Source organism: Cellulomonas palmilytica (genome assembly GCF_021590045.1).
Taxonomy (GTDB): Bacteria; Actinomycetota; Actinomycetes; order Actinomycetales; family Cellulomonadaceae; genus Cellulomonas; species Cellulomonas palmilytica.
In genome coordinates this window covers 2910261-2936211 of the sequence record NZ_CP062221.1, presented here as the reverse complement: position 1 = coordinate 2936211, position 25951 = coordinate 2910261, and the positions used below count along the sequence as shown (strand labels likewise).

The 25951-nt window shown below is 75.8% G+C and carries 15 protein-coding genes; 3 read left to right on the top strand and 12 right to left on the bottom strand.

Translation table 11 applies throughout. The features are described from left to right. Positions 1 to 94: 94 nt before the first annotated feature. The gene (locus F1D97_RS13215; protein ID WP_236120946.1) at positions 95 to 1744 is read right to left on the bottom strand and encodes an NAD+ synthase; all 1650 of its coding nucleotides are present in this window, start codon (positions 1742 to 1744) and stop codon (positions 95 to 97) included. Positions 1745 to 1940: 196 nt separating this feature from the next. Between F1D97_RS13215 and F1D97_RS13210 the strand changes: the two genes are divergently transcribed. The 3 genes from F1D97_RS13210 (at position 1941) to F1D97_RS13200 (ending at position 7284) form a co-directional block, all read left to right on the top strand. Next, positions 1941 to 3278, top strand: coding sequence for a glutamine synthetase family protein (locus F1D97_RS13210; protein WP_236120945.1), 1338 nt, complete (start codon positions 1941 to 1943; stop codon positions 3276 to 3278). A 5-nt stretch (positions 3279 to 3283) separates the two neighbouring features. After that, a complete protein-coding gene (locus F1D97_RS13205; RefSeq protein ID WP_236120944.1) occupies positions 3284 to 6331 on the top strand; it encodes a bifunctional [glutamine synthetase] adenylyltransferase/[glutamine synthetase]-adenylyl-L-tyrosine phosphorylase in 3048 nt (1015 codons plus the stop codon). A 209-nt stretch (positions 6332 to 6540) separates the two neighbouring features. Then, positions 6541 to 7284 carry an AfsR/SARP family transcriptional regulator gene (locus F1D97_RS13200; RefSeq protein WP_236120943.1) on the top strand — a complete coding sequence of 248 codons (744 nt, stop codon included), beginning with the start codon at positions 6541 to 6543 and terminating at the stop codon, positions 7282 to 7284. 7 nt (positions 7285 to 7291) lie between these two features. Here F1D97_RS13200 and F1D97_RS13195 read toward each other — a convergent pair whose 3' ends face one another. Genes F1D97_RS13195 through F1D97_RS13145 form a run of 11 tightly spaced genes read right to left on the bottom strand, consistent with a single transcriptional unit; the run spans position 7292 to position 25950 of the window. Continuing rightward, positions 7292 to 13258, bottom strand: coding sequence for an eCIS core domain-containing protein (locus F1D97_RS13195; RefSeq protein WP_236120942.1), 5967 nt, complete (start codon positions 13256 to 13258; stop codon positions 7292 to 7294). Between the two features lie 5 nt (positions 13259 to 13263). Then, positions 13264 to 16497, bottom strand: a complete 3234-nt coding sequence (locus F1D97_RS13190; protein ID WP_236120941.1) for a hypothetical protein — start codon at positions 16495 to 16497, stop codon at positions 13264 to 13266. A gap of 10 nt (positions 16498 to 16507) precedes the next feature. Next, positions 16508 to 17977 carry a hypothetical protein gene (locus F1D97_RS13185; protein ID WP_236120940.1) on the bottom strand — a complete coding sequence of 490 codons (1470 nt, stop codon included), beginning with the start codon at positions 17975 to 17977 and terminating at the stop codon, positions 16508 to 16510. Continuing rightward, positions 17974 to 18855: a hypothetical protein gene (locus tag F1D97_RS13180; RefSeq protein ID WP_236120939.1), complete on the bottom strand. Its 882-nt coding sequence runs from the start codon at positions 18853 to 18855 to the stop codon at positions 17974 to 17976. Before F1D97_RS13180 ends, F1D97_RS13185 begins: the two co-directional genes overlap by 4 nt. A 3-nt stretch (positions 18856 to 18858) precedes the next feature. Then, positions 18859 to 20544: a V-type ATP synthase subunit I gene (locus F1D97_RS13175; protein ID WP_236120938.1), complete on the bottom strand. Its 1686-nt coding sequence runs from the start codon at positions 20542 to 20544 to the stop codon at positions 18859 to 18861. Between the two features lie 27 nt (positions 20545 to 20571). After that, the gene (locus tag F1D97_RS13170; RefSeq protein ID WP_236120937.1) at positions 20572 to 21519 is read right to left on the bottom strand and encodes a hypothetical protein; all 948 of its coding nucleotides are present in this window, start codon (positions 21517 to 21519) and stop codon (positions 20572 to 20574) included. Positions 21520 to 21537: 18 nt separating this feature from the next. Further along, positions 21538 to 22035, bottom strand: a complete 498-nt coding sequence (locus F1D97_RS13165; RefSeq protein ID WP_236120936.1) for a hypothetical protein — start codon at positions 22033 to 22035, stop codon at positions 21538 to 21540. A gap of 9 nt (positions 22036 to 22044) precedes the next feature. Beyond that, positions 22045 to 23316, bottom strand: a complete 1272-nt coding sequence (locus F1D97_RS13160; protein WP_236120935.1) for a hypothetical protein — start codon at positions 23314 to 23316, stop codon at positions 22045 to 22047. Next, a complete protein-coding gene (locus F1D97_RS13155) occupies positions 23316 to 25103 on the bottom strand; it encodes a baseplate J/gp47 family protein (protein WP_236120934.1) in 1788 nt (595 codons plus the stop codon). Before F1D97_RS13155 ends, F1D97_RS13160 begins: the two co-directional genes overlap by 1 nt. Beyond that, positions 25100 to 25552: a hypothetical protein gene (locus F1D97_RS13150; RefSeq protein ID WP_236120933.1), complete on the bottom strand. Its 453-nt coding sequence runs from the start codon at positions 25550 to 25552 to the stop codon at positions 25100 to 25102. The genes F1D97_RS13155 and F1D97_RS13150 overlap by 4 nt, the downstream gene beginning before the upstream one ends. Beyond that, positions 25549 to 25950, bottom strand: a complete 402-nt coding sequence (locus F1D97_RS13145) for a PAAR domain-containing protein (RefSeq protein ID WP_236120932.1) — start codon at positions 25948 to 25950, stop codon at positions 25549 to 25551. Before F1D97_RS13145 ends, F1D97_RS13150 begins: the two co-directional genes overlap by 4 nt. Between the last annotated feature and the right edge of the window lies 1 nt (position 25951).

The following is a 25951-nucleotide window of genomic DNA, read 5'->3' as shown; positions in this document are numbered from 1 at the left end:
GTCGTCGTGCTGAGTCGTGGTGTCCTCGCGGCTGTCGCGTGCTTGTCGTACCCGGTGGTCGCCCGGTCGACCACCCGGTCGACGGCCCGGCCGGTCAGGGCTCGCGCCACCGCGAGGTCACCGGGAGGCGGCGGTCACGGCCGAACGCGAGCGCCGTGACCTTCGGGCCGAGCGGGTACTGGCGCCGCTTCCACTCCGCGCGGTCCACGAGCTGCAGCACCCGGTCGACGACGGCCTCGTCGTACCCGCGCGCGAGCAGCTCCGCCCGGCCCTCGGCGTGCTCGACGTACGCGTCGAGCACCTCGTCGAGCAGGTCGTACGGCGGCAGCGAGTCCTGGTCGGTCTGGCCGGGGCGCAGCTCGGCGCTCGGCGGCTTGGTGATCGAGGACTCCGGGATCGGCGGGATCTCGCCGCGGTCGACCGCGTGGTCGTTGCGCCAGCGGGCGAGCGCCCACACGCGGGACTTGTCGACGTCCTTGAGCGGTGCGAACCCGCCGATGCTGCCCGCGTCGTAGATGGTCGCGTAGCCGGTCGCGAGCTCGGACTTGTTGCCCGGCGCGATGACCAGGTGCCCCTCACGGTTCGAGATCGCCATGAGGACCACGCCGCGCACGCGCGCCTGCAGGTTCTCCTCGGCGACCCCCTCGAGCGCGAGCTGGTCCTGGAACGCGTCGACCATGGGCGCGATGGGCTGCACGCGGTAGTCCGCGCCGATGCGCTCGGCGAGGTCCGCCGCGTCGTCCTTCGAGTGCTGCGAGGAGAACGACGACGGCATCGAGACGCCCACGACGTTCTCGCCGCCGATCGCGTCCGCCGCGATCACCGCCGTGAGCGCCGAGTCGATCCCACCCGAGACCCCGAGCACGACCGACCGGAAGCCGTTCTTGCGCACGTAGCCCGCGAGGCCGAGCACGACCGCGCGGTACGTCTCCTCGTCCGCGCCGAGCGGCGGCACCTGCGGGCCGGGCAGCGACGGCTCGCCCTCGTCGGCGAGGTCCCACACCAGCAGGTGCTCGACGAACTGCGGGGCGGTCGCGAGCGTCGTGCCGTCACGGTCCACGACGAACGACCCGCCGTCGAACACCAGGTCGTCCTGCCCGCCGACGAGGTTGACGTAGACGACGGGCGCGTCGACCTCGGCCGCGCGGCGTGCCGCGAGCTCGGTGCGGACGTGCCCCTTGCCCTCCTCGAACGGGGAGCCGTTGAGCACGACGAGCGCGGCGACGTCGTTCGCGTCCATCTGCGACACCGGGCCGCCGTCCTGCCAGATGTCCTCGCAGATCACGACGCCCAGGCGACGACCGGCCACCTCGACCACGCAGATGTCGTCGCCCGAGGTGAAGATCCGGAACTCGTCGAACACGCCGTAGTTCGGCAGGTGGTGCTTGGAGTACCGGGACTCGACCCGGCCGGCGCGCAGCAGCACCGCGTCGTTCGTCGGCCGCTGGACGCCCGCGGTGGTGCGCTCGCCCACGGACCCGACGAGCACCGCGACCTGTCCCAGGCCGGCGGCGACGAGGTCCTGGGCGAGCCGGTCGAGCGTCGCGGCCGCCGCGCGCCGGAACGACGCCCGCAGCGCGAGGTCCTCGATGGGGTAGCCCGTCAGCGTCATCTCCGGGAAGACGACGAGGTCGGCACCCGCGTCCGCCGCACGGCGGGTCCACTCCAGGACGAGGCGCGCGTTCCCCTCGAGGTCCCCGACGCACGTGTCGACCTGCGCTGCAGCGATCCTCACTCGACTCACCCCCCGACCCTACCCAGCACCACCCCGATCCCCGCCGACCGCGCACGTTCCCGCCCCACTGCGCACGCACGGCGGGCGCGCTCGCGCCGGGACGTGCGCGCTCGAGGTCGGGTGAGGTGCGGGCTCGGAGGGGTGGGGCGCGCCGGTGGGTGGGATGGGGGCGGCGGCGGGCCGCGGATCGGGCAGGATATGCGCCATGGACAGGCAGCAGGAGTTCGTGCTCCGCACGGTCGAGGAGCGGGACATCCGCTTCATCCGCCTCTGGTTCACCGACGTTCTCGGCATCCTGAAGTCGGTGGCGGTCGCGCCGGCCGAGCTCGAGGCCGCCTTCACCGAGGGCATCGGGTTCGACGGGAGCGCGATCGAGGGCCTGACGCGCGTGTACGAGGCCGACATGATCGCGCGGCCCGACCCGTCGACGTTCCAGGTGCTGCCGTGGCGCGGCGAGCGGCACGGGACCGCGCGCATGTTCTGCGACCTGCTGACGCCCGACGGCGAGCCCAGCCTCGCGGACTCGCGCAACGTGCTCAAGCGTGCGCTGAGCCGGGCCAGCGACAAGGGGTTCACGTTCTACACGCACCCCGAGGTCGAGTTCTACCTGTTCGACGCGCCGGCCGACCCGACGCAGCCGCTGGTCCCGGTCGACCAGGGCGGCTACTTCGACCACGTCCCGCGCGGCACCGCGCACGACTTCCGGCGCGCGGCGATCACGATGCTCGAGTCCATGGGCATCTCGGTCGAGTTCTCGCACCACGAGGCGGGGCCGGGCCAGAACGAGATCGACCTGCGGTACGCGGACGCGCTGACGACCGCTGACAACATCATGACGTTCCGCCAGGTGGTCAAGGAGGTCGCGCTCGAGCAGGGCGTGTTCGCGAGCTTCATGCCCAAGCCCCTGGCCGACAAGCCGGGCTCCGGCATGCACACGCACCTGTCGCTGTTCGAGGGCGACCGCAACGCGTTCCACGAGCCGGGTGCGCACCTCGAGCAGTCGAAGGTCGCGCGCAGCTTCATCGCCGGCCTGCTCCGGCACGCGGCGGAGATCACGGCGGTGACCAACCAGTTCGTGAACTCCTACAAGCGCCTGTGGGGCGGCTCCGAGGCGCCGAGCTACATCTGCTGGGGCCACAACAACCGCTCCGCTCTCGTGCGCATCCCCATGTACAAGCCGGGCAAGGGCAACTCGGCGCGCGTCGAGTACCGCGCGGTGGACTCGGCGACCAACCCGTACCTCGCGTTCGCGGTGCTGCTCGCGGCCGGTCTCAAGGGCATCGAGGAGGGCTACGAGATGCCCGACGGCGCCGAGGACGACGTGTGGGAGCTCACCGACGCCGAGCGCCGGGCGCTGGGCATCGAGCCGCTGCCGCAGTCGCTCGACGCCGCGATCGAGGTCATGGAGCGCTCCGAGCTGGTCGCCGAGACCCTGGGTGAGCACGTCTTCGACTTCTTCCTGCGCAACAAGCGCCAGGAGTGGGAGGAGTACCGCTCGCAGGTGACGCCCTACGAGCTGAAGCGGTTCCTGCCCGTCCTGTGAGCGCGATGAGCGAGCGGAGCGAGCGCGGCACGTCGCTGGCGGGCCGGCTCACGCGGGCCGGGGTCGACGACGTCCCGCGCGCGCAGCGCCTGCTCGAGGACGCCGCGCTGCTCGAGGTCGTCCCGGACGCCGCCGACGTGCTCGTCGGACCGCTCGCGGACGTCGCCGACCCGGACGCGACGCTCCTCGCGCTCGCGAAGCTCGCGGGTGCGGTCCGTCAGGACGCGGACCTGCGCGCACTGCTGGGCGACGTCCTCACGCACGACGACGAGCGGCGGCAGCGGCTGCTCGCGGTCCTCGGGGCCTCGGTCGCGCTCGGCGACACGCTCGGCGCACACCCCGGGAACCTGCGGGTGCTGGCCGACACGACGCCCGGCACGGGCGTACCGGTCGCGCAGGTCCGCGCGGAGCTGCTCGAGGCCGTGGGGGCGGACCCGCAGGCGGCGGTGCCGGTCGCGACGCTCGTCGGGACCGAGGGCGTGGACGCGATGCGCCGCGCGTACCGCACGCGCCTGCTGCGGATCGCCGCCACCGACCTCACGGTCGTCGACCCGCTGAACCGCATGCCCGGGGTGGCGGCGGCGCTCGCGGACCTCGCGTCGGCGGCGCTCGAGGCGGCGCTCGCGCTCGCGCGCGCGGACCTGCCCGACCACGGCGCGGGCGTGCGGCTCGCGGTGATCGGCATGGGCAAGGCCGGTGGCCGCGAGCTCAACTACGTCTCCGACGTCGACGTGGTCTACGTGTGCGAGCCCGACGAGGCGGCGGGCGTGAGCGAGGCGGACGCGCTGGCCACGGGCACGCGGCTGGCGTCGGGTCTCGCACGCGCGTGCGCGACGCCGTCGGGCGAGCCCGCGCTGTGGCCGGTGGACGCGGCGCTGCGCCCCGAGGGCAAGGACGGCCCGCTGGTCCGCACGCTCGCGAGCCACCGGGCCTACTACGAGCGCTGGGCCAAGACGTGGGAGTTCCAGGCGCTGCTCAAGGCGCGCCCGCTCGCGGGCGACCGTGAGCTCGGGCGCGCGTACGTCGAGATGGCGCAGCCGTTCGTGTGGGCGGCGGTCCAGCGCGAGCACTTCGTCGAGGACTCGCAGCGCATGCGCCGCCGCGTCGAGGAGAACATCCCGGCCGCGGAGGCGGACCGTCAGCTCAAGCTCGGCCGCGGCGGGCTGCGTGACGTGGAGTTCACCGTCCAGCTCCTGCAGCTCGTGCACGGGCGGTCCGACGACGAGATCCGCTCGGGCAGCACGCTCACGGCGCTCGCCGCGCTCGCCGCCGCCGGGTACGTGGGGCGTGACCACGCGGCACGGCTCGCGGTCTGCTACCGGTTCCTGCGCCTGCTCGAGCACCGCATCCAGCTGCACCGGCTGCGGCGCACGCACCTGCTGCCCACGGCGGACGCGGACCTGCGCCGGCTCGCGCGGTCGGTGGGGATGCGCGCCGAGGGCGCCGAGGGGCTGCTGGAGCGGTGGCGTCAGGTGCGCCGCGACGTGCGGCACCTGCACGAGGAGCTGTTCTACCGCCCGCTGCTGCCCGCGACGGCCCGCCTGTCCGACGAGGAGGCGAGCCTCGCGCCGGACGCCGCGAAGGCCCGGCTCGCGGCGATCGGGTACCGCGACCCGGGCGGTGCGGTCCGGCACATCGCGGCCCTCACCGAGGGTGTCTCGCGCCGCGCGTCGATCCAGCGCCAGCTCCTGCCGGTGATGCTCGGCTGGTTCGCGGACGGCCCGGACCCGGACGGCGGCCTGCTCGCGTTCCGCCGGCTGTCGGACGCGCTGGGTCGCACGCACTGGTACCTCAAGCTGCTGCGCGACTCGGGCACGGCCGCGCAGCGGCTCGCGCACGCGCTGTCGACGTCGAAGTTCGTCGCGGACGCGCTCATGCGCTCGCCCGAGTCGGTGCCGTGGCTCGCGGACGACGACGAGCTCGAGCCGCGCACGCGTGCGCGTCTGGCCGCGGAGGCGGACGCGATGCTCACGCGCGCGGACGAGCCCGTCCCGGCGGTGACGCTGCTGCGCGGGCTGCGCCGCCGCGAGCTCGCGCGCACCGCCGTCGCGGACGTGCTGGGCGTGGTCACGGGCACCCGGGCGGCGCAGAGCATGACGGTCGCGGCCGACGTGGTCCTCTCCGGCGCGCTGCGCGTGGCGCAGTGGGAGGTGCGCGAGGCGCGCGGGCTCGCGCAGGACCCGACGCGGATGCTCGTCGTCGCGATGGGCCGCCTCGGCGGCGGCGAGATGGGCTACGCGTCCGACGCGGACGTGCTGTTCGTGCACGACCCGGTGCCCGGTGCGGACGCGCGCGAGGCGCAGGAGTTCGCGGTCGCGGTCGCGACCGCCGTGCGCCAGCTGCTCGGGGCGGTGGGCACCGAGCCGGCGCTGGCGGTCGACGCCGACCTGCGCCCCGAGGGTCGCAACGGCCCGCTCGCGCGGTCGTTCGACGCGTACGTCGAGTACTACGGCCGCTGGTCGTCGCCGTGGGAGAGCCAGGCGCTGCTGCGCGCGCGCCCCGTGGCGGGCGACGACGAGCTGGGCGAGCGGTTCGTCGCGCTCATCGACCCGCTGCGCTACCCGGACGGCGGCCTGGACGCGGCGACGGTCCGCGAGGTGCGGCGCATCAAGGCCCGCGTCGAGGCGGAGCGGCTGCCGCGCGGCCAGGACCCGGCGCGGCACCTCAAGCTCGGCCGCGGCGGGATCGCGGACGTCGAGTGGACCGCGCAGCTCCTCCAGCTGCAGCACGCGCACGCGGTGCCGGGCCTGCGCACGACGAGCACGCTCGACGCGCTCGCGGCCGCGCACGAGGCCGGCCTGCTCGAGCAGGACGACCTTCCGGTGCTCGTGCAGGCGTGGGAGCTCGCGTCGCGCCTGCGGGACGCGAACGTGCTGTGGACCGGGCGTACGGAGGGCGCGCACGCGGACGTCCTGCCGCACGACCACCGCACGCTCGCGGGGCTCGCGCGCGTCATCGGCATGCCGCCCGGCTCGGGCGGGGAGCTCGAGGAGACGTACCTGCGCACGGCGCGCCGGGCGCGCGCGGTCGTCGAGCGCGTCTTCTACGGCTGACGCGCGCGCCGCGGCCCCCGGTCGGTCGCGCCCGGCGTATCTGCGTGCGGGACCGCGGGCTCCTTCAGGGCGACCATGGCGGTCGAACCTGCGGAGGGGCGCGGTGACGACGATGTCGGGCGAGCGAGGCCGGCCCGCACCGGTCGGCCGGTGACGGGCGGCGAGGGGCGATGTCATCCCGTGCGGGGGAGACGGAGTCGGCGGGGACCGTGGACGGTCCCGCGAGGGAGCGCGGCGCGCGCGTGACGCTGCTGGGCGACTTCCGGCTCCAGGTGGCCGGGCGTTCGGTCGAGCTGGGGGCGTCCTGCCGGCGCGTCGTCGCGCTCGTGTGCCTGCGCGGTGCGGTGCCGCGCGCCCGCGCGGCGGGCACGCTGTGGCCCGCGGTGGCCGACCGGCGCGCGGGTGCGAACCTGCGCACCGCGCTGTGGCGCGTCGGCGCGGTCGCGCCGCACGTGCTGCGCGTGGACCGCGGCTGGCTCGAGCTCGGGCCGGGGGTGTCGGTGGACGTGCGGGACGTCACGCAGCGTGCGCTGCGGGTGCGGGAGGTCGCCGACGACGTCGCGGACCTGCCGCGGCTCGCGGACGCGGACCTGCTGCCCGACTGGGACGACGAGTGGGTCGCGGAGGACCGGGAGCGCGTGCGCCAGCTGCGGCTGCACCTGCTCGAGGCCGTCGCGCGGGCGCTCGCGGAGCAGGACCGGTTCGCGGCGGCCGTGGACCTCGCGCTCACCGCGTTGCGCGCCGACCCGCTGCGGGAGAGCGCGCACCGCACGGTCATCGCGGTGCACCTCGCGGAAGGCAACGTGGCCGAGGCGCGACGCGCGTTCGCCGCGTGCCGCGCGCTCCTGCACGCCGAGCTGGGGGTCGAGCCGTCGGCGGCGACGGCGGCGCTGCTCGCGAGCGGCACGCGCGCGCTCGTCGTGCCGGACCGGGCGGACGCCGTGCTCACGTGAGCGCCGCTCAGGTGACCGTCACCCTGCAGGTCAGCGGGTGGGGCGTCGCACCGTCGCCCACGGTCACCGTGAGCTCGTAGTCTCCCGGGGTCGCGCTCGCGGGGAACAGCACGCGCCAGGCCGACCCCGTCGCGCCCAGGAACGCGGCCGCATCCGGTGCGTCGACGCGCGTCGCCGGGTCGGGCGTGCCGGCCGAGGGCAGCGCGCCGCCGATCGACGTGACCGCCGGCGGCACCGTGACGTTGGCGGGCACCAGCAGGAACGCCTCGGTGCCGCGCGCGAGCGTGGTGACCTCGGTCGCGTCCGCCCGCGCGGCGGCGCGCAGCGGGAGCGTCGTGACGACCTCGACGGTGAAGGTCCGCACGGGCACGTCGAGGTCGCGCGACAGGTGCATGCCGGCGTACGCGAGCCCGCCCGTGTACCGCCCGTCGGTGGCGGCGTAGTAGCGGCTGACCTCGACCGGCACCGGCGCGGTGGTCGCCGCGACGGCCGTCAGGCGGGCGTCGCTCACCGTGACGGAGCTCGTGGGGTCGAGCGCGGTCACTCGGTACACGCGCGGCGTCGCGGGCGTCGTCGTGACGTCGACGGACTGCGACGGGACGAGCACGAGCCGATCGCTCGTCCCGGGGCTCGAGGCGTCGAGGGTGCGGCCCGCGGCGGTCACGGTCACGTCCGCGACCGTGAGGTCGAACCAGAGGGTCTGCAGGCCCTTGGCGTGCGCCTCGACCGCCTCGGTCGCGCCGGCGATGCCGTTGAGCGTCGTGACCCGGTGGTCGCCGGGCCGGGTGAACGCCGCGTAGATGCTCTCGTTGCGCTGCACCCGTGCGCTCACGGGCACGGAGCCGAGCGCTGAGGCACGGAAGCCGAGCGCGTCGCCTGCCCCGCCGCCGTTGCGCGGGAGCATCCGGGGGTCGGTGTCACCGTCGTGGTCGGTGAGCGTCGGGTCGACGAACCGTCCGGGGTCCGCCGTGCCGGCGTCCGAGCGGACCGTGCCGTTGGGGTCCGCGGCCGCCCCGGTGGACGAGCGCGTCGGCATCACGCGCAGGGTGCGCGAGAGGTGCACGCCGGGGCCGTCGAGACGGCCGGCGACGACGAAGCTACGGAACCGTGAGCCCGGCGTGTACCGGTAGCGCATGACGTCCCCGACGGTCGCGCGCGCGTCGGCGATCGCGCCGTCGGAGTGCACGACTTCGCCCGTGAGGCGGCCGAGCGGCGAGTACACGTCGCCGGACTCGCTGGACGCCTCCTGCTCGATGGGCGCCTCGTGCTCCTTCTGGATCCCGAACAGCCGCCCCCACCACACGTACCCGAACGGCAGCAGCGAGAAGTTCTGCGTGCCGAGCAGCCAGCGCACGACCCGCAGCAGCCAGCGCGTCCAGTCGCCCGGCGCGACCGCGGGCTCGATCTGCCCGAACGGGTCGAAGAGCCACTTCATCCAGCCCATGCCCATCTCGACCATCGCGGCCGAGTCCGCGTTGCCGAGCGGGTCGCTCGCCCCGACGCGCGCGATGCGCACGGACAGCTCACCGCCGGTGACGGGTACGCGCTCGGACAGCTCGACGCGCGCACCCGCGACGGCGAGCACGTCCGTGCGGAACGGGCGGCCGGACCGGTAGCGCACGACGACGCGGTCCTCGGGATCGAGGCCGTGGTCGGCGCCGAGGTCGACCGCGAAGTGGTTCGCCGCGTCGACCGTCCCGGCGCGGTAGTCGTACCAGTCGAACGCGCTGCCGGGCTCGTGGGAGTCGTACGCGGCGACGCGCACGTCGCCCGTGAACGTGATCGCCTCACCGAGCGAGAGGGTCTGCCCGGCGCGTGTCGCGGACCGGATGACCGTGTCCTCGCCCCGCCGGATGGTGACGCGGCCGGTCACGGGGATCTTCTCCGCGTCCGCGGCCTGCGCGAGCGTGATCGTCGTGCCGCCGACCGTCACCGTCCCCGCGTACAGGTCGCCGGTGCCGCCGATCGCGCGCCCGAGCCCGTAGAACGCCTTGCCGACGAGCCAGAAGATGCCGCCCCACGTGGACCCGGCGAGCAGGTTGACGAGGCCGCCGTGCGTCATGAGGTCGAGGATCGCGATCGACACGTCCCACCCGGCGGAGCGCTGCTTCTTGCGGACCGCGACGCGGCCGGTCGGCAGGGTGCCGGACGCCACGCGGACGCGCGCCACGTCGCCCGCGACGGACCGGACCTCCACCTCGACGATGCGCGAGCCCTGCACCACCTGCAGCGTGTCGTCCTTCGCGATCGACACCCCCGCACGCTGCGGGATCGTCACGTCCCACAGCGCGTCCGCGCCCGCGGCGACGGTCGCGTCGAGGAACGCCGAGAACTCCGGCAGCTCGGTGTCGGACGTGAGGATCGCCGGGAGCTCGAGCGCGATCATCGGGAACGCGCAGAACCACAGCGGCCCCCACCGCGCGTACTGGACGGTGTGCGTGAGCTCGTGGTTGGTCAGGGACTGCCCGCGGTCGATCTCGGTGGTCTCCTCGTCGGGGACGAGCAGCGTGCCCGGGCCGAGCGTGACGGTGCGCGCGTCGCCCACCGCCTCGAGCGCGACGGCCACGATCGACTGACCGGGTGCCGTGGTGATGGTGCCCGCGCCGGGCGGCGTCTCCGCGAGCAGCACGCCGCCGTCGCGCGTGACCGACGCGAGGACCGCCGTCGTGACGTGCGTGAAGACGGAGACGTCGACCGCGGACGCGGCGAAGGACGTCGAGAACGTGACCGACCGGACGACCGCCGCCGCGCTCTGCTGCACCGGGTGCGTGACGTCGCCGTCGACGATGCCGAGCGCGGCCGTCCCGGCCGGGAGGTCGTCCGAGCGCCACAGCGAGAACGTCGCGGTGGTCGTCGGCCCCGTGCCCGTGCGCGCGCCGCGGATGCCGAGGAACGGGCAGCCGGTGTCCGGGTCGTCGACGGCGGCCTGCCGGACGGTCGCCGTCGCGCCGGGCGTCAGGGCGGTCGCCGCGGCCGTGACGGTCAGCCGCCCCGCGCTCGCCGCGGTGACGCGGTGCCACGTCGTCGTGCCGCCGGACGTCACCTCGACGAGGTCGCCGGGCCGCACGCGCAGGAACGGCGCCGCGACCGGTGTCCCGCCGACGGTCACGGTCGGCCGCACGTCGATCGCGTCGGCGGCCGCGACGACCGCGTCGTACGCGAAGCCCGTCGGCTCGAGCCGCACGAGGCGCAGGTCGCCGCCGCCGAGGTCGACCGGGGGCGCGAACGTCACGTCGCAGCGCAGGTCGCGCACCGCGGTGTGCTCGGTGCCGACGCGCACCGGGAAGCCCGCCCGCAGCCCGGCGGCCGCGGTGGGCGTCGCGAGGGTCGTCGTCCCGTCGGTCACGTCGACGCCGGTCAGCGCCGCGGTCACGGTGGGCGGCTCGCCGGCCACGCGCGTGAGCAGCAGCGGCATGCCCTCGAACCGCTCGGGCGAGGGCACGACGACGGACAGGACCTGCGCGAGCGTGAGCGAGGTGAGCGCCGCACCGCGCGTGCGCCACCGTTCGACGGTGAACGGTCCGGTCCCGACGAGCGGGCGGTCCAGCACGACGACGTCGTGCGCCGGTGCGCCCGGCACCACGCGCGCGTGCGCCGTGCCCGCGGACTCGACGCGCACCAGGACGAGCCCCGCGGAGCCGTCCGGGGCGGAGCCCGCGGTGAGCGGCGTGTACGTGAGCGCGGGGTCCGCCTCGGCGGCGTCGGTGCGTGAGCCGAGGACCGTGCTCGCGGTGACCGTCTGGAAGCCCGTGGTGCCCGCGGGTGCCGCGAGGTCGACCGTCGTGGTGGAGCCGGTCGGTGGCGTCTCGACGCGCACGCCCGTCGTCGTGCCGCCCACGAGCAGGCCCGTGGTGCCCTGGCCCGGTGGCGTGGCGGTGCCGAAGTCGAGCGTCGTGCCGGTCGCGGTGACGGGCACCGTGGGGCCCGCCGTCCCCGTCGCGACCGCGATGGGCCCGGCGAGCGAGGCCGGCAGCGGGCGCTCGAGCGGCAGGCGCGCCTCGAGGTGCGCGACCCGGGCGACGAGCACCTGGCCGCTCGTCGCCGTGACGCGCACGAGGTCCGCCGGGGCGTACGTCGTCGTCGTGCCGCGCGCGTCGAGGGACGCCGCGGGCGCGCCCGCGGGTCGGGTCTCCGACGAGGCGGGCGCGTCCTCGAGCGGCGTGACGCGCAGCGTCGTGCCCGTGACCGTGAGCTCCTCGGCGAGCTGCACGCGCTCGCCGCCGGGCACGGCCACCACGCCCACGACGGTCGCGATCGCGAGCGCGGTGCCGTCGTCGACGAGCACGCGTGCCCCTGCGGCGAGCCCTGTCGCGGCGGTCGATGTGAGCACCGAGCGCTGCTCGAAGTCGCCGACCCCGACCGGGCCCGGCTGCAGCTCGGTGAGCGTCGCCTCGACGTCGTGCCGCGTGTCCTCGCGGGACGTGTCCAGGTGCAGCCCGCCGGAAGGGAACCACGGCGTGAGCGTGCCGGGTGCGGCCGGCACGCCCAGCCCGCCGTGGCGGGACCAGGTGGTGAGGTTGCCGGGGAGCCCGGGCATCCTCGTCGTCGGGCCGCACGCGAGGAACGACACGGCCGCGCCGGTGGGCGCGAGCGAGAGCACGGTGCCGTAGTGCGTGGGCTCGTACGCGCCGCGCGGGTCGACGACCTCGCCGCGCTGCAGGTCCGCGAACTCGCCGTCGGGGGACCAGACGATGTGCTGCGTCGTGAACGCGCGCCCGCCCGTGATGACGTTCATGAACCCGTCGCGCCGCACGCCGAACGACCCGAGCCGGTCCGTCGACGACAGGCCCGTCGAGGAGAAGAAGTCGTACTTGTCGCCCGCGAACGGGGCCGCGAGCAGGCTGAGGAACAGGTTGAACCACCAGTCGATCCCGAAGAACGTCATGACGTTGTTCTGGAACGACCAGGTCAACGTCGACAGCACGAGGCCCGCCGAGACCCCGCCGGTCGGGTCCGAGCGCCCGACCGGGTCCCCGCGGCACACCTCGTACGCCGAGCGCGGCTCCTTCTCGACCGGCACCGGGCCGGTGTACCCGGCGGGCCGACGCGGGTCGTCGTCGCCGCCGTGCCACGGGTCCGGCTCGCAGAACGTGCCCGTGCGCGGGTCGAGGCGGCGCAGCGGCAGGTGCACGACGCCCGCGTGGACGCGACCGCCGAACAGGCCCGGCACGTCCGGCACGTCGAGCAGGCCCTCGCCGTACGCGTCGCGCGGCACGCGCCGCACGCCGCCGGGCGTCACGACGCGCACCGGCGTGCCCGACGGGTCGAGGCTGAGCACCGCGGCGAGCGGGGAGCCGAGCGGGCCGTCGACGCGCGCGAGGCAGCGCATGCCGTCCCACAGGAAGACGCGGCTGACCCGGCCGTCGGGCGTGCGCGTCACCCACGTGCGGCCCTCGTCGTCGATGGTGTCGCCCGCGGTCCGCACGGCCGTCAGCCGGCGGCCGTCCGCGTCGTGCGGGAGCACCACCGCGCCCGAGTCGTCGTGCACCTCGCGCGCGCGACCGTCCGGTCCCAGCACCACGCGGCGCTCGCGGCCCGGCCCGCGCACCTCGACGAGCCCGCGCTCGTCGTGCGTGTAGAACCAGCGGTGCTCGGCCGGCGCCGGGTCCGGGCCACCGGGCAGGCACGCGACGACGCGCCCGCTCGCGTCGCGGCGCACCTCGACGCCGTCGACGTGCACCAGGTCGTCGCCCGACCACCGGTACCGCTCGGTCCAGGCCTCGCCCGTCGTCGGACGCACCCGTCGCTCGAGCGTCCCCTCGCCGAGCCGCTCGCTCGTCGTGCACACCCCGTGCCACGCTCGCGTGCCGTCGTGGCCCACCGTGAGGTAGTCGCGCCCGCCTCCGCGCAGCGCGACGAGCACGCCGGACTCCGCGTCGCGCTCCACCTCGAGCACGCCCGCGTCACCGAGGTCGACCGCGGTCACGCGGTCCGTCGCGGCGCGGCCGTCGAGGCGCTGGTCGGTGGTCGTCATGGTCGTCACCCCACGGAGCCGGAGACGGAGACGGACGCCGACGCCGACGCGCCCGCGTACCGGATGGACTCGAGCAGCGCGACGAGCTCGTCGCGGATCGCCTCGACGAGCGACGACACGCCGTCGGCGACCTGGGGCGGGATCGCGTCGACGACCGCGAGCATCCCCTCGACGTCCAGCGCGCGCAGCTCCTCGCCGACCGCGACGAGCTGCGTGCCCACACCGTCCAGCGCGGCGACCGGCAGCACGTCCGTGATGCGCGCGACCTGCTCCGCGACGCCCGACAGGTCGGGCATGAGGTTCGCGGGGTCGAGCCCGCGGATCGCGCCGGCGACCTGGCCGAGCAGCCCGTCGAGCTGGGCGGCGAGCAGCGCGGGGTCGTACGCCGCGATCGTCGCGCGCACCACCGCGTGGACCTCGCCGAGCTCGTCGGCCAGGCGCGCGGGGTCGAGCAGCGCGAGCTCGTCGCGCAGGACCTCGATCACGCCGAGGTAGCGCTGCGCGAGAGAGCCGGGGTTGAACTCCTCGACGAGGGCGCGGACGCGGTCGGCCAGCTCAGTCACCGCGGCCCCGGCGGCGGTGAGGAACGCGGGCACCGCGGCGACGATCGATGCGAACAGCGCGTCGAGCTCGGCCGCGAGCGGTTCGGGGTCGAGTGCGGCGAGCAGGCCGTCGACGTCCGCGAGCACGCCGCTGGGCAGCGCGGTCTCGAGCAGCACCGCGACGTTCTCCAGGTCGTCCGCGACGGGTCCGACGAGCGCGCCCGCGAGCCCGCGGGTGCCGGCGAGCACGATCGTGCGCTCGCCGTCCACCGCGCGCAGCAGCGCCCCGGGCGACACGCCGCCGACCAGCTCGACGGACACGTCGACGTCGAGCCCGCCCGAGCGCAGCGAGGCCGAGCCGCGCAGCGCGAGCTGGGCGTCGAGCTGCGCGGCGCCCACGGGCGCGAGCGCGGCCGCGAGCCCTGCCTCGACCTGCGCCTGCAGACCGAGCAGCCGGTCGCGGGTCGAGCGCAGCGCGCCCGCGGTGCCGGTGAGCGTGTCGTCGATCGTCGCGAGCACCTCGCCGACCGGTCCGGCGCCCATCGACGCCAGGGCCTCGCGCAGGCGCGCCGGCAGGTAGCCGATGAGGCGCACCACGTCGCCCAGCCGCAGGTCCGGCGGGGGAGTCGGCTGCGGGCGGTTCGGGGGTGGCGTCGAGCCGCCCGCACCCACCGCGCCGAGCGTCGGCTCGACGACCGCACGCGCCGCGGCCTCGCCCGCCTGCGACGTGACCGTGCCGACACGCGCGCCGATCGCATCCGGTGCGGGCACCGGGATCGCGCCGGTGAGCTGGCGGTACAGGTCGATCGCGGGGGACAGCAGCGTGCGCGGGTGCACGCGGTCCACCGCGCCGAGCACCTGCGCGAACACGTCGCTCGCGGGGGCCACGAGCTCGGTCAGGTGGACGCCCTCGATCGTGCCCGCCGCGTCGTCGAGCAGCTGTGTGACGCCGGACGTGAGCGACGAGATGTCGATCGACGAGAGCTGGTCGAGCGCGTCCGCGAGGAGCGCGTCGAGCTCGCCCACGAGGTCCGTCGGTACGAGCGACGAGATCGCGTCGCTCACGGCCTGCAAGCCCTCGCGCACGGTCTGGCCGACGACGGGCGGCACCGTGAGCCGCGACGCGGCGTCCTCGAGCGGCCGGCGCACGGCCTCGTCGAGGTCGATCGACTCGAGCAGCCCGACGAGCTGGTCGACGCCCGCCCGCAGCGGCTCGGGCAGCTCGACCGACGAGACCACCTCGCTGACCTCCTCGCGCAGCTCGCGCAGCTGCGCGGCGATCGCGTCGGCCGCGTCGCTGATCTGCGTGCCGCCGACCGCGTCGGCGATCCCGCGCGCCGCCTCCGAGAACGCGCGCAGGCCCTCGACCGCACGTTCGAGCACGGCCTGCGCCTCGTCGGCGACCGCCTCGACGCCCGCGGCGATCCCGCCCAGCGCGGCGCTCACCGAGTCGACGAGGTCGCGGACGACGTCCTCGACGCGCTCGACGGCCGACGCGACGAGCGCCGCGGGGTCCGCCTCGGCGAGCGTCTGCGAGACCTGCGTGAGGGTGTCCCGGACGAACGCGACGGGCGCGTCGAGGTCGGCGTCGTCGATCACGCGCGCGAGCCGCGCGATCGCCTCCGACAGCTCCTGGCGCAGCGGACGCAGGGGCAGCTCGCGCAGCAGGTCACGGACCCAGCCCTTGATGACCTCGACCGACTGGTCGACGAGGCCCAGCACGGTCTCGCGCGCGGCGCGCTCGACGTCGTCGAGCAGGGCGCGGGCCGCGTCGAGCGCCGCCTGCGGGTCGATGCCCTCGACGAACCCGCGCGCGTCGACGAGCATGCGGCGCCACTCGTCGAGCTGGTCGAGCGCGCCCTTCTCGACCGTGTGCAACGAGCCGCGCAGGGCCCGCACCGGGGCCGCGAGGTCGCCCACGCGCGTCGCGGACAGCACGCTCGCGACGGCGCGCAGCGCCGCCGCGAGCTGCGTGACGGTCGCGGCGCGGACCTCGGCGAGCGTCGTGAGCGCCGCGCGCACCGCGGCGACGTCGCCCGCGTCCGCGGCGGTGCGCAGGCGGCCGAGCGCGACGACGAGCCCCTCACCGATCCGCGGGTCGATGCGCACGCGGTCGAGCTGCGCGTCGACCGTGCGCGCCCAGGCCCGGACGGGGTCGACCGCGGCCGTGCCGAACGGCAGCAGGATCTGCATCGCGACGCCGACGAGCGCGGCGGGGTCGCTCGGCAGGCCGCGGTCGACCTGCTGCACGAGCGACCGGAGCTGCGCCATGCCGCCCGAGATCGCGCTGCCCTGGTCGCCGAGGCCGTCGGCCACGCGCGCCAGCGCGCCTCCCGCGTCGCCCGTGCCGGGCAGGCTCAGGCGCAGCGGGTCGCCGGAGAGTGCGCCGACGAGCCCGGCGACGATGCGCGCCCCGTCCGCCACCGCGCTCGCGTACTGCGCGAGCGGCAGGTCGGCGCCGACCTGGTCGAGCAGCTCGAGCAGCGCCGCGGCGAGGGGCTCGACGAGCGAGGAGGGATCCTCCACGGCCGCGACCGCGGTGCTCACCGCGGTGCCCAGGTCGCCGAGGACGCTCGCGACGGCGCCGTCGCCCAGCAGCGCCTGCACGTCCGAGACGTCGAGCGCGGCGGCGATGTCGAGCTTCCCGTCGACGACGGCCGACAGGTCGAGACCCTGGAGGTCGTCCAGCAGCGTCATGCGAGCCTCCTCATGGCGCGAACTCCATGACCGCGCTCGAGAGCGCGACCGTGACGAGCTGGTCGGTCGACACGTCCCACCCGTCCGTGCCCGCGAGCGAGGCACCCGGCACGTGCGTCTCGGGACCGGTGAGCGTGAGCGTGAGCCCGCCGACCGTGACGTGCGCGCCCGCCGCGGGGGCCTCGACCGCGAGGCGCAGCGCGGGCTCGGGCGCCGCGAGCCAGCCGAACGTGCCGCGCGTCGCGCGCAGCGTGACCTCGAGCGGGCCGTCGACGGCGACGGGTCCGCCGAGGTCGAACCAGACGACCTGCGGCGCGGACCGTCCCGCCGGCCCGACGAGCCCCGTGGCGGTGAGCGTGCGGCCGAGCACGGCGAGCGACAGGTCCGTCCCGGCCGACGGCCAGCCGACGACGCCGACCCGCACGAGCCGCTCGGCCGCGAGCGTCGCGGCCGCGACGCGCCTGGTCACGGGTTCGTCGCGCACCGCCGGGCCGCCGAGGTCGGCGTCGGCGGTCGGCACGGGGTCGGACGCGGGGTGCAGCGCGGCGCCGTGGTGGGTCACGGTCACGTCGGCGCGCGTGCGGGTCGGGGCGCGTCCGGGTGCCACGCCGGGCCGCACGACGCTCGTCGGGCTCCCGTCGCACTCGACGGTGAGCCGGCCGTCGAGCGCCCGTTCGATCACGACGTCCCGCACGTCGAGCTGGACGTGCGCGTCGCCCACGACGTCCGAGCGCAGGGTCACGGGCGCGGACCCGCCGGGCTCGGTGCGCACCGCGGCGGCGAGGTGGCGCTGCAGCGCGGGCGCCAGGTCGTGCGAGACGCGGGAGCGCACCGGCCCGCCGACCGCGAGCTGCTCGTCGCCGTCCGGTCCGTCCACGTGCAGCCCGACGGGCATGGGCGCCGCCCGCAGCCGGACGTCGCCGTGCGCGAACGGCAGCTCGGTGAGCGCGTCGAGCGAGCGGCCCGCCACCACGGTGACCGTGAGGTCGCCCAGCAGGTCGGGCAGCGTCACCCGGGAGCCGGACACGGACCCGCCGGGGAGCTGCGCCGGCACGTAGCCGACCGCCGGCAGCGGGGGAGCGGCCACGACGGGCTGCCCGTTCTGCCGCACGACGACGTGCAGGTCCGCGGACCACGGGAACGTCTCGCCGTCGGGCGCGTTCACCCACCGCGGGATCGTGAGCGCGCGCGTGGGGACGCGCGGGTCGGGCGGGCGGACGGTGATGGACGTCGTCGGCTGCTTCGCGGGCGCCACGACGCCCACGTCGCGGCCGTCGCCCGACGTCACCGGGTCGACCGTGAGCAGCGCGCGGCCCACGCGCGCGCCGGTCGCACCCGCGACGGCACGCCACGGCGTGCTCAGCACGTGCCCGGCGGGCGGCACCGTGACGGGCGGCGGGAGCAGCAGGGCGTACCCGCCCGTGGACACGCCCACGGCGACCGCCTCGACGCCGACCAGCCCGAACCCCGTGACGGTCATGGCGCCACCACCAGGTCGAACCGTGCGAGCTCGAGCCCCGTGCGCGCGTCGGCGCCGGACCCCGCCCGCGCGAGCACGACGAGCTGCTCGCGCGCCGCGGTCGCGGGCGGGACGTACGTGAACGTCGTGCCCGCGCCGTCGACGCTCGCGACGACCTGCGTCCCGGCGGGCGAGGCGGGCGTGTCGAGCGCGCCGGCGCCGGGACCGCCGCCCGCGTCGAGCAGGTGCAGCGCGACCTCGCCGAACGGTGCGCTCGTCGTCGCCTCCGCGGTGACGTCAAGCGTCCCCGTCGAGCCGAACACCAGGTCGCACGCGACGCCCGTGCCGCCCGCGACGAGCGGCGCGCCGAACGTCAGGCGCACCGGGAGGCGGACCTCGCGCACGAGGGCGCGGGCGATCGCGCGGCCGTCCTGACCGGCCACGCCGACGGGCCAGAACCAGCCCACGGCCTCGAGCAGCACCGCGGGGTCGTCGTCGCCCGCCTCGAGCAGCTCGAGCGAGTCCAGGCGGAACCCCTGGTCGCCGGGGGCGACCAGCGCGCGCCCGGACCGTACCTCGGGCGCCTGCAGCGCGAACAGCAGCGCGTCCACGCCGGCGAGCTCGCCGAGCCGGTCACCCGGCGGGTCGGTCGTGACGTCCACGCCGAGCCGCACGCGCAGCCGCACGACGCGGCGCAGCGACGGCGCACCGGCGTCGACCTCCGGGCGGGTCGAGAACAGGTCGGGCTCGAGCGGCGCGAACGCCTCGACGCCGAGCCGCACCACGGGCCCGGCGCCGTTCGGCGGCGCGGCGCCGCGCCGCCGCACACGCCCGCCGAACGGCGCCGGCAGCGCCGCTCCGAGGACGTCCGCGAGGCGGGACTCGAGCTCGGTGAGCACGCGTCACCTCCGCCCGACCCGCACGTCGACGATCCGCTCGAGCTCGGGCCGCAGCGTCGCGAGCTGCTTCTCCACGATCGCCGGGATGTCCTGCGTCTGCCGCGCGACCTCGTTGGTCACCAGGCCGGCGACCTGCAGCTGCAGGCCCGCGAGCTCGGCCGCGACCGTGTCCCGCACGCCCGTGGTCTCGCTCGCGACCGCCGAGCGCACGACGCCCGTGACGTCGGTGCGCAGGCCCGTGCCGAGCACCTGCACCTCGGTGGCCGCCGCCTGCCGGGCGACCTCGGCGAGGCTGACCTCGAGGTCGCGTCGTGCGGCGGTGACCTCGGCCTGCAGGTCGAGCCCGAGCTGCGTACGGGCGTCCTGCACGTCGCGTCCGATGCGCGTGCCGGTGTCCCGCTCGAGGCGGCCGATCTCCGAGAGCAGCTCCTTGCGCAGCGAGTCGCGCTCGCCGATCTCGTCGCGCCGGTTGACCTCGATGCGCTCCTCGAGCCGGTCGACCCGCACGCTCATCTCCTTGACCACGCCCTCGAACCCGGACATGCGCTCGTCGACGGCGGCGACCCGTGCGGTGAGCTCGCCCAGCACGTTCGCCAACCGACCCTCGACGGTCTTCTCGACGAGACCGCCCAGGGCGGCGTCGAAGTTCGCGAGGGCTTCGCGCGTCGCCTCGTCGGCCGCGCGCAGCTGCGCCGCGACGTCCGCGCCGATGCTCTCGCGCAGCCGCGCAGCCATCGAGTCGAGGCCCTCGCCGAGCTCGGCGCGCGTCGTGGTCAGCACCTCGTCGACGAACGCGGCGGTCGCGCGGCGCACGCGCGCGTCCACCTCGTCGCCGATCTCCGCGAGCCGCGCGCTCAGCACCGAGCGCAGGTCCGTGCCGAGCGTGTCGACCGCCGAGGTCGCCTCGGCCCGGCCCGCCTGCCGCGCGGCGTCGAGCACCTGGTCCAGGTCGCGCGGGTTGCCGCCGCCGGAGCGCACCTCGTCGATCGCCTCGGTGAGCTGCTCCTGCGTGACGAGCGCCGCCTGCAGCTCGGCGAGCCGGATCTCGAGCCCGGACGCGTCGAGCAACGAGCCGTCCGGGCGCGTGAGCCGGTCCCGCAGCTGCTCGACCGAGCCGAGCCGTTGCACGAGCCCCGGCACGTCGAGCGGCTCGCCGTCGACCTCGAGCAGGCTGCCCACCTCGACCGCGCGCCCGACCTCGGTCTGCAGCGTGCGCAGCGTCGAGCGCAGGTCGGCGATGTCACCGCGGTCGTCGGCCGCTCCCAGGACCTTGCGGTTGAGCCGGTCGAGCGTCGCCGTGCGCGTCACGTCGTTCGTCGCGACCACGTCGACGCGCGTGCGCGTCGCCGCGAGGTCGTCGCCCACGCGCCCGAGGCGCGTGTCGAGCAGGCTCACGTCGCGGCGCAGCTTGATGAGCGCCGAGTCCAGCGCCGGGTCCTTGAGGCCGCCGCCCGTGACGATCTGCCGCAGCTGCGGGTCGAGCCAGCCGATCCCGACCTGGTCCGGGTGCTCGTGCTGCGGCACGCCCGCCTGCCCGGTCGCGACCGTCGCGCGGCCGATCTCGACGATCGCGGACACGAGCGTGTTCCAGTCGTCGGCCGCGATGAGCTCGCCGCGCGTCTTGCCCGCGAGCGGGCCGAGGCGTTCGACGAGCGCCTGCAGCCGCTCGATCTCGACGGCGGTGGCCATGGTCGTCCTCCTTCGGTGGTCGAGCCGTCACAGGGTCCGGAACAGGGACGGCCCCGTGGCCGCGACGCCGCGTCGGTACGTCTCGAGCTCCTCCTCGGGCCGGCTCACGCCGCCCACGGCGGAGAACGTCTGCAGCAGCGTCAGTGCGCCGCTGACCTCCGGCGACGCGAGGAAGTCGTCGGCGCCCGTGCCCTGCTCGTTCGCGAGCTCCAGGACCTCGCGGATCGCCGCGTTGGAGTGGTTGGCGATGAGCGGCGTCCACTGCGCGGTCGTCACGAGCGTCGACTGCTGCAGCTCGGTGACCCGGCTCAGCACGCGGTCGCGCACCGCGGTGGTCGCCGCGCCCTTGTCGAGCACGGCGGTCAGGCGGCCGCGCAGGTTCTGGCTCTCGACCTCGCGCCGCAGCTCCAGCAGGCTGCGCCCGAACGACTCGCTGAACCGCAGGATGTTGCCCTGCACCTCGGCGAACTTCTCGGCGATCTCCGGGTGGTCGTGGCCCACGGGGGACACGAGCCGCGTGAGCTCGCCGACCGCGCGCGCGAGGTCGGCGACCGCCGCCGCGAGCACGTTCCAGTCCTCGGCGCGGATGACCTCGCCCGGCGCCTTGTTCGCGAGCCGCCCCACGTTCGTCGTGATCGCGCCCGCCTGCTGCTGCACGGGGGCGAGGTCCGCGTCCTGGATGTCGCGGATCGGCGTGTCCCGGAACAGGTCCGGCGGCACGACGACGGGCACGCGCGTCGGGATGTCCTGCGGGAACAGCCGCACCACGCGCCGGTCGATCGCGCTGACCAGGTTCGGGTGGGTGACCGTCAGCTCCCAGTTGCCGGGGTCGAGGTCGCGCACCAGCAGCGAGCCGTCGAGGAACGGCTTGCGTTCCACCTGCTGCCCGGTGGACTGGTTCACGAGCTTGACGACCGCGTCGCGGTTCGCGGGCACGTAGCCCTCGAGGCGGATGTCGAACGCTGCCTTGGCCATGGTCGGGTTCCCTTCGACTCACGTGAGCCACTGGAGGTCGCCGTACGGGAACTCGACTTCCCAGAACAGCGTCAGCTCGTGGTCGTCGCCCTTGTCGACGGGTGCGAAGACCACGCGGTTGTAGAGGACGGACTCGTCGTCGCCCTGCGAGACCAGGCCGGCCTCGCGGATGCGCCCCACGGCCGCGTCGTTCGGGAGCGTCGCGCGCACCCGGACCCGCACGACGCGCCGCTCCGGGACGAGCGTCGAGGTGAACGCCGTCGCCGCGATCGGCGTGGTCGTCGCCCCCTGCAGCGCCGTGTCGTCGCCGCTGCCGTTGGTCAGCGCGGTCACCGACACGTCCTCGGGCGAGTCGTCGTTGGTCCCCACGCCCATGTGCGTGATGGGGCTGCCGACCCCGGCGAACAGGTCGGCGATGATCCGCGCGCCGCTCGCCATGACGGTGTTGTGCGCGCGGCGCTCGTCGACGACCGACCCGTCGTGGTCGGTCAGGACCAGGTGCAGCTTCGCCTTCATGACGCCTCCTCAGGCAAGGACCGAGTCGTCGAAGTCGGTGACGTCGAACGCTCCGCCCGCGTCGGGCAGCGCGTCCGCGCCGGTGGGTCCGGCCTCACGGAACGTGCGCGGCCAGACGCCGACGAGGTGCGCCTCGCCGGGCTGCCGCTCGGTGAACGCGCGCAGCACCACGTCCGCCGCGATGCCCGCGCCCGCGGTCCGCTCGACCGCGGCGTCCAGGCCGGCCTCGAGGCGGTCGCGGGCGAGCACGGCCTCCTCGGCGCCGTCCGCGTCGCTCGTCAGGGTGCTCGCGGGCAGCCGGACCTCGAGCGTCGCGGGCTGCGCCTCGACCCACGCGACGCGCGCCGCGACGAGCGCGGGCTGCGCGAACAGCGAGCGGTCGAAGGCGGTCGAGTCGAAGCGGGCCTGCGTGAGCGAGTCGTCCGCCATCGCGAGCAGGTAGCGGCCCAGGCCCGGCGCGTCGTACGTGGCCAGGGGCAGGAACCACAGCACGTTGGTGCCGCGCGCGAGCGTCCCCGCGACGAGCGTGCCCGCCGGGTCGCCGGGCCCGTCGGCGCTCGCGCGCAGGTCCGTCCAGACCGTGAGGCGGGAGGTCACGTCGTGCCCGTCGAGGTCGGCGCGCAGCAGCGACCGGTCGTCGGCCGACGGTGCGATCGTCAGACGCTGGCCGAGCGCGAGCGAGCCGCGGAACAGCACCGCGTGGCCCGTCGTGCGGTTCACGACGACGGGGGAGTGCTCGGGCGTCTCGCCCGTGCCGCGCAGCACGACCGCCCACGGCGCCGGGTCCATGCCCCGGTTCTCGAGCTCGAGGTGCGCGAGCGGCTCCCACCCGCCCGCGTCCGGCAGCCGGGTCTCGCGCACGAGCGTCGGGTTGTCGACGAGCTGCGGGCCGTCGGACGTGGCCGACCACGCGTCGACGCGCTCCACCGTGCGGATGCCCGCGGCCCGCTGGAAGCCCTCGGCGTAGTCGCTCACGAGCACGCGTAGTGCCTCGCGCGTGACCGCGCCGAGCTGCAGGCGGGAGCGCACCATCGCGTGCACCCACGCGCGGTACTCGCCGAGGCCCGCGTGGAACGGCTCGGGCGGGATGTCGAGCAGCGCGGCGAGCGCCGCGGCCTCGTCGAGGTCCGGGGTCGCGTCGAACCAGTGCGCGCGCTGCACGCTCACGCCGGCCTCGTCGAGACCGTCGAGCTGCACGCCCCACGTGCCGGCGAACGCGCCCAGCAGCTCGCCCTCGCGGTACAGCGTGGGCAGGTGGGACAGCACGGCGTCGGTCCGCATCACACGCCTCCCTCACGTACGTCGAGCGCGACCGACCGGATCTCGGCGGAGTCCTGCGCGCCCAGCGGGTGCGTGCCGAGGCCGTCGGCGAGGCGCAGGAACCGGTCGCCCGCCTCCGTGGTCAGCGCGACGTCCGCGCGGACCACCGCGTAGCGCGTGTCGTCGCGCACGGCCGCGACGAACGCGTCGACCGAGATCTGCGTGCCCGGCCCGAGGCCCGCGGCCCACGAGCGCGCGGCGAGGCTCATCGCCTGCTCCGCCTGCCCGGCCGTGACGCCGGGGGCGAGGTGCACGGGGACGAGCGCGTCGACCAGGACGGTCGCGCCCGGTCCCGCACCGGACTCGGTGCTCACGACGTGCGTGAACGGCCGCACGGCCGCCAGCACGTGCCCCGTCGGCGCGGTCACGGTCGGCTGCGGCCCGGCACCCGTGTCGAGCCCGAACGTCGCGTCCACGATGCGCGGGTCGGAGAGCGCGGCGGCCGCGAGCTGCGCGGTGCGCGCCGTCCCGCCGGGCGGCAGCGCGCCCAGGATCGCGGCGACGCGCTCCTCGAGCGCGGCCTGCAGCGACTGCAGCTCGGCACCGCCGACCCCGGAACCGGCGAGCACGAGCGTGGCGGTCACCTGCACCGGCTGGGGCTGCGTGCGGTCGGTCGTGACCCGCACCCCGGCGGGCCGCAGGTCGTCGACCCGCTCCGCGACGCGCTGCAGCAGCTCCGCGGTGGGCTCGCCGTCGTAGCCGACCGAGAGCAGCACTTCGCCCGGTACACCGTGCGGGAACTCGGTGACCGTCACGTCCTGCACGCCCTCCAGGTTCTTCACGCCGAGCCGCAGCGCGTCGAGCGTGCCGCGCGCCGCGACCGCGAGCGCGCCCCGCGCGCGCCGACGCAGGTCGTCGTCGGGCTCGGCGCCGCCGGCCGCCGCGGCGGGGGCCTCGTTCGTCACCGCGCCGACGCCCGCGATGAGCACCTCGAGGCGGTCGAGCGCGCCCGCCTCGACCGCGGCCGTCGCGGGGGACAGCGCGGCGGCGAGCACCTCGCGCGAGTCCTCGCCGATCTCCAGGACCAGCGGGACGGTCGTCGCGTAGCGGTTGGCCTGCGTGTCGGCGACGACGGTGCCGACGGGCACGGTGATGCGACCGGTCGAGCCGGTCGCGCGCGTGAACCGCACCCGTGCGGTCGGGACGCCGCCCGGCCGCCGGGCGATCCCGACGAGCGCGACGACCTTGTCGAGCGACGTGCCCTGCGCGGTCTCGAGGAACGCCGAGCGGTACACCGCGTCGAGCTGCAGCTCGACCAGCGCGAGCTCGCGCGCCACCGACTCCAGCAGCGTGCGCGCGACCGACCCGACGCTCAGGTCGGTGATCGGCGCGGGGCGCGACTGCGACGGGTAGTAGTTGACGACGACGGTCGAGCCGGTCGGCGGGCGGCGGCCCGTCGGGCGGAACCGGATCGCGTCGCGCTCGACGCCCTCACGTCCGGTGGAGACGACCTCGAAGTCCGCGTCCGTGAACCGGTACGGCACGGGGACCTGCTCCTCGACGGTGCGGCCCTGCGCGTCCCGCACGAGGTCACCGTTGGCGTCGCGCAGCGGCCGCGTGACCTCGACGACACCCTGCAGGTGGCTGACCCGCCGGATCGGGCGGTCGCGCAGTGCGTCGAGGAGGACGAGGTCGCCCGCGGGCACGGTCACGACCTCGCGCACGGTGCCGCCCGTGAGCGTGGTGAGCGTGTCGCGCACGATCTCCGGGTACGGGCGCGGCGAGAAGCCGTCCGGCAGGCCGTTCACAGCTCCACCCCCAGTCCGACCGACACGGGCGCCCCGCCGTCGACGGGCTGCACCGTGAGCAGGAACCGCAGCTCCGACGGGCGCTCGGACGGGAGGTCGAACGCGAGCTCGACCACCTCGTCCTGCACGCGCGGCTCGGCCGCCACCGCCTCGAGCACGAACGCCTTGCACCGCGCGCGGCTCGCCTCGTCCTTGCGCTCGCCGATGAGCTCGTGCAGGCGTGAGCCGTACTCCGCGTGCCCGAGGTCGGCGAGCGTGCCGCGCGGTGTGAGCAGGCGCAGCACGAGCGCCTGGCCGAGGTTGTGCCGGTCGGAGACGAGCTGCGGACCGTCCGCGGCGCGGTCGACGACACCCGCGCCCAGCCGCAGGTCGAGGTACGCGGCGTCGTGCGCCGCCATGCCCGGCGGGCCGAGCAGCACGCGCAGGTCCGTGCCCAGGACGTCGCTCATCCGACCATCACCGTCCCGACGGGTCCGACGAGGCTGCCCACGGGCTGGTCGGTCGGGTCGTTGCACGTGGTCACCTGGTCGCCGACGCGCGCGACACCCTTGCCGCCGACGGTCACGGTCGTCGACGCCTGGGTGACCTTCCCCTCGTCGGAGGGCGGGCTCTGGAACGAGGTCCCGGGCGGCATGGCGATGTGCGGCGGCTGGTTCTTGGCGACCGAGTCGAGCGTGGCCGCCGCCTTCCCGCCGACCTTCACGGTCGAGGAGGTGGCGCTCGAGATCGTGCCGGAGAACACGTGCGGCAGCGGGGTCGGGACGGTGCCGCCGGGCGTCGGGACGAGCACGATGTGCGTGTCGACCGCGACGACCATCGCGTCGGCGCCCACGGCGGGGGTGCCCATC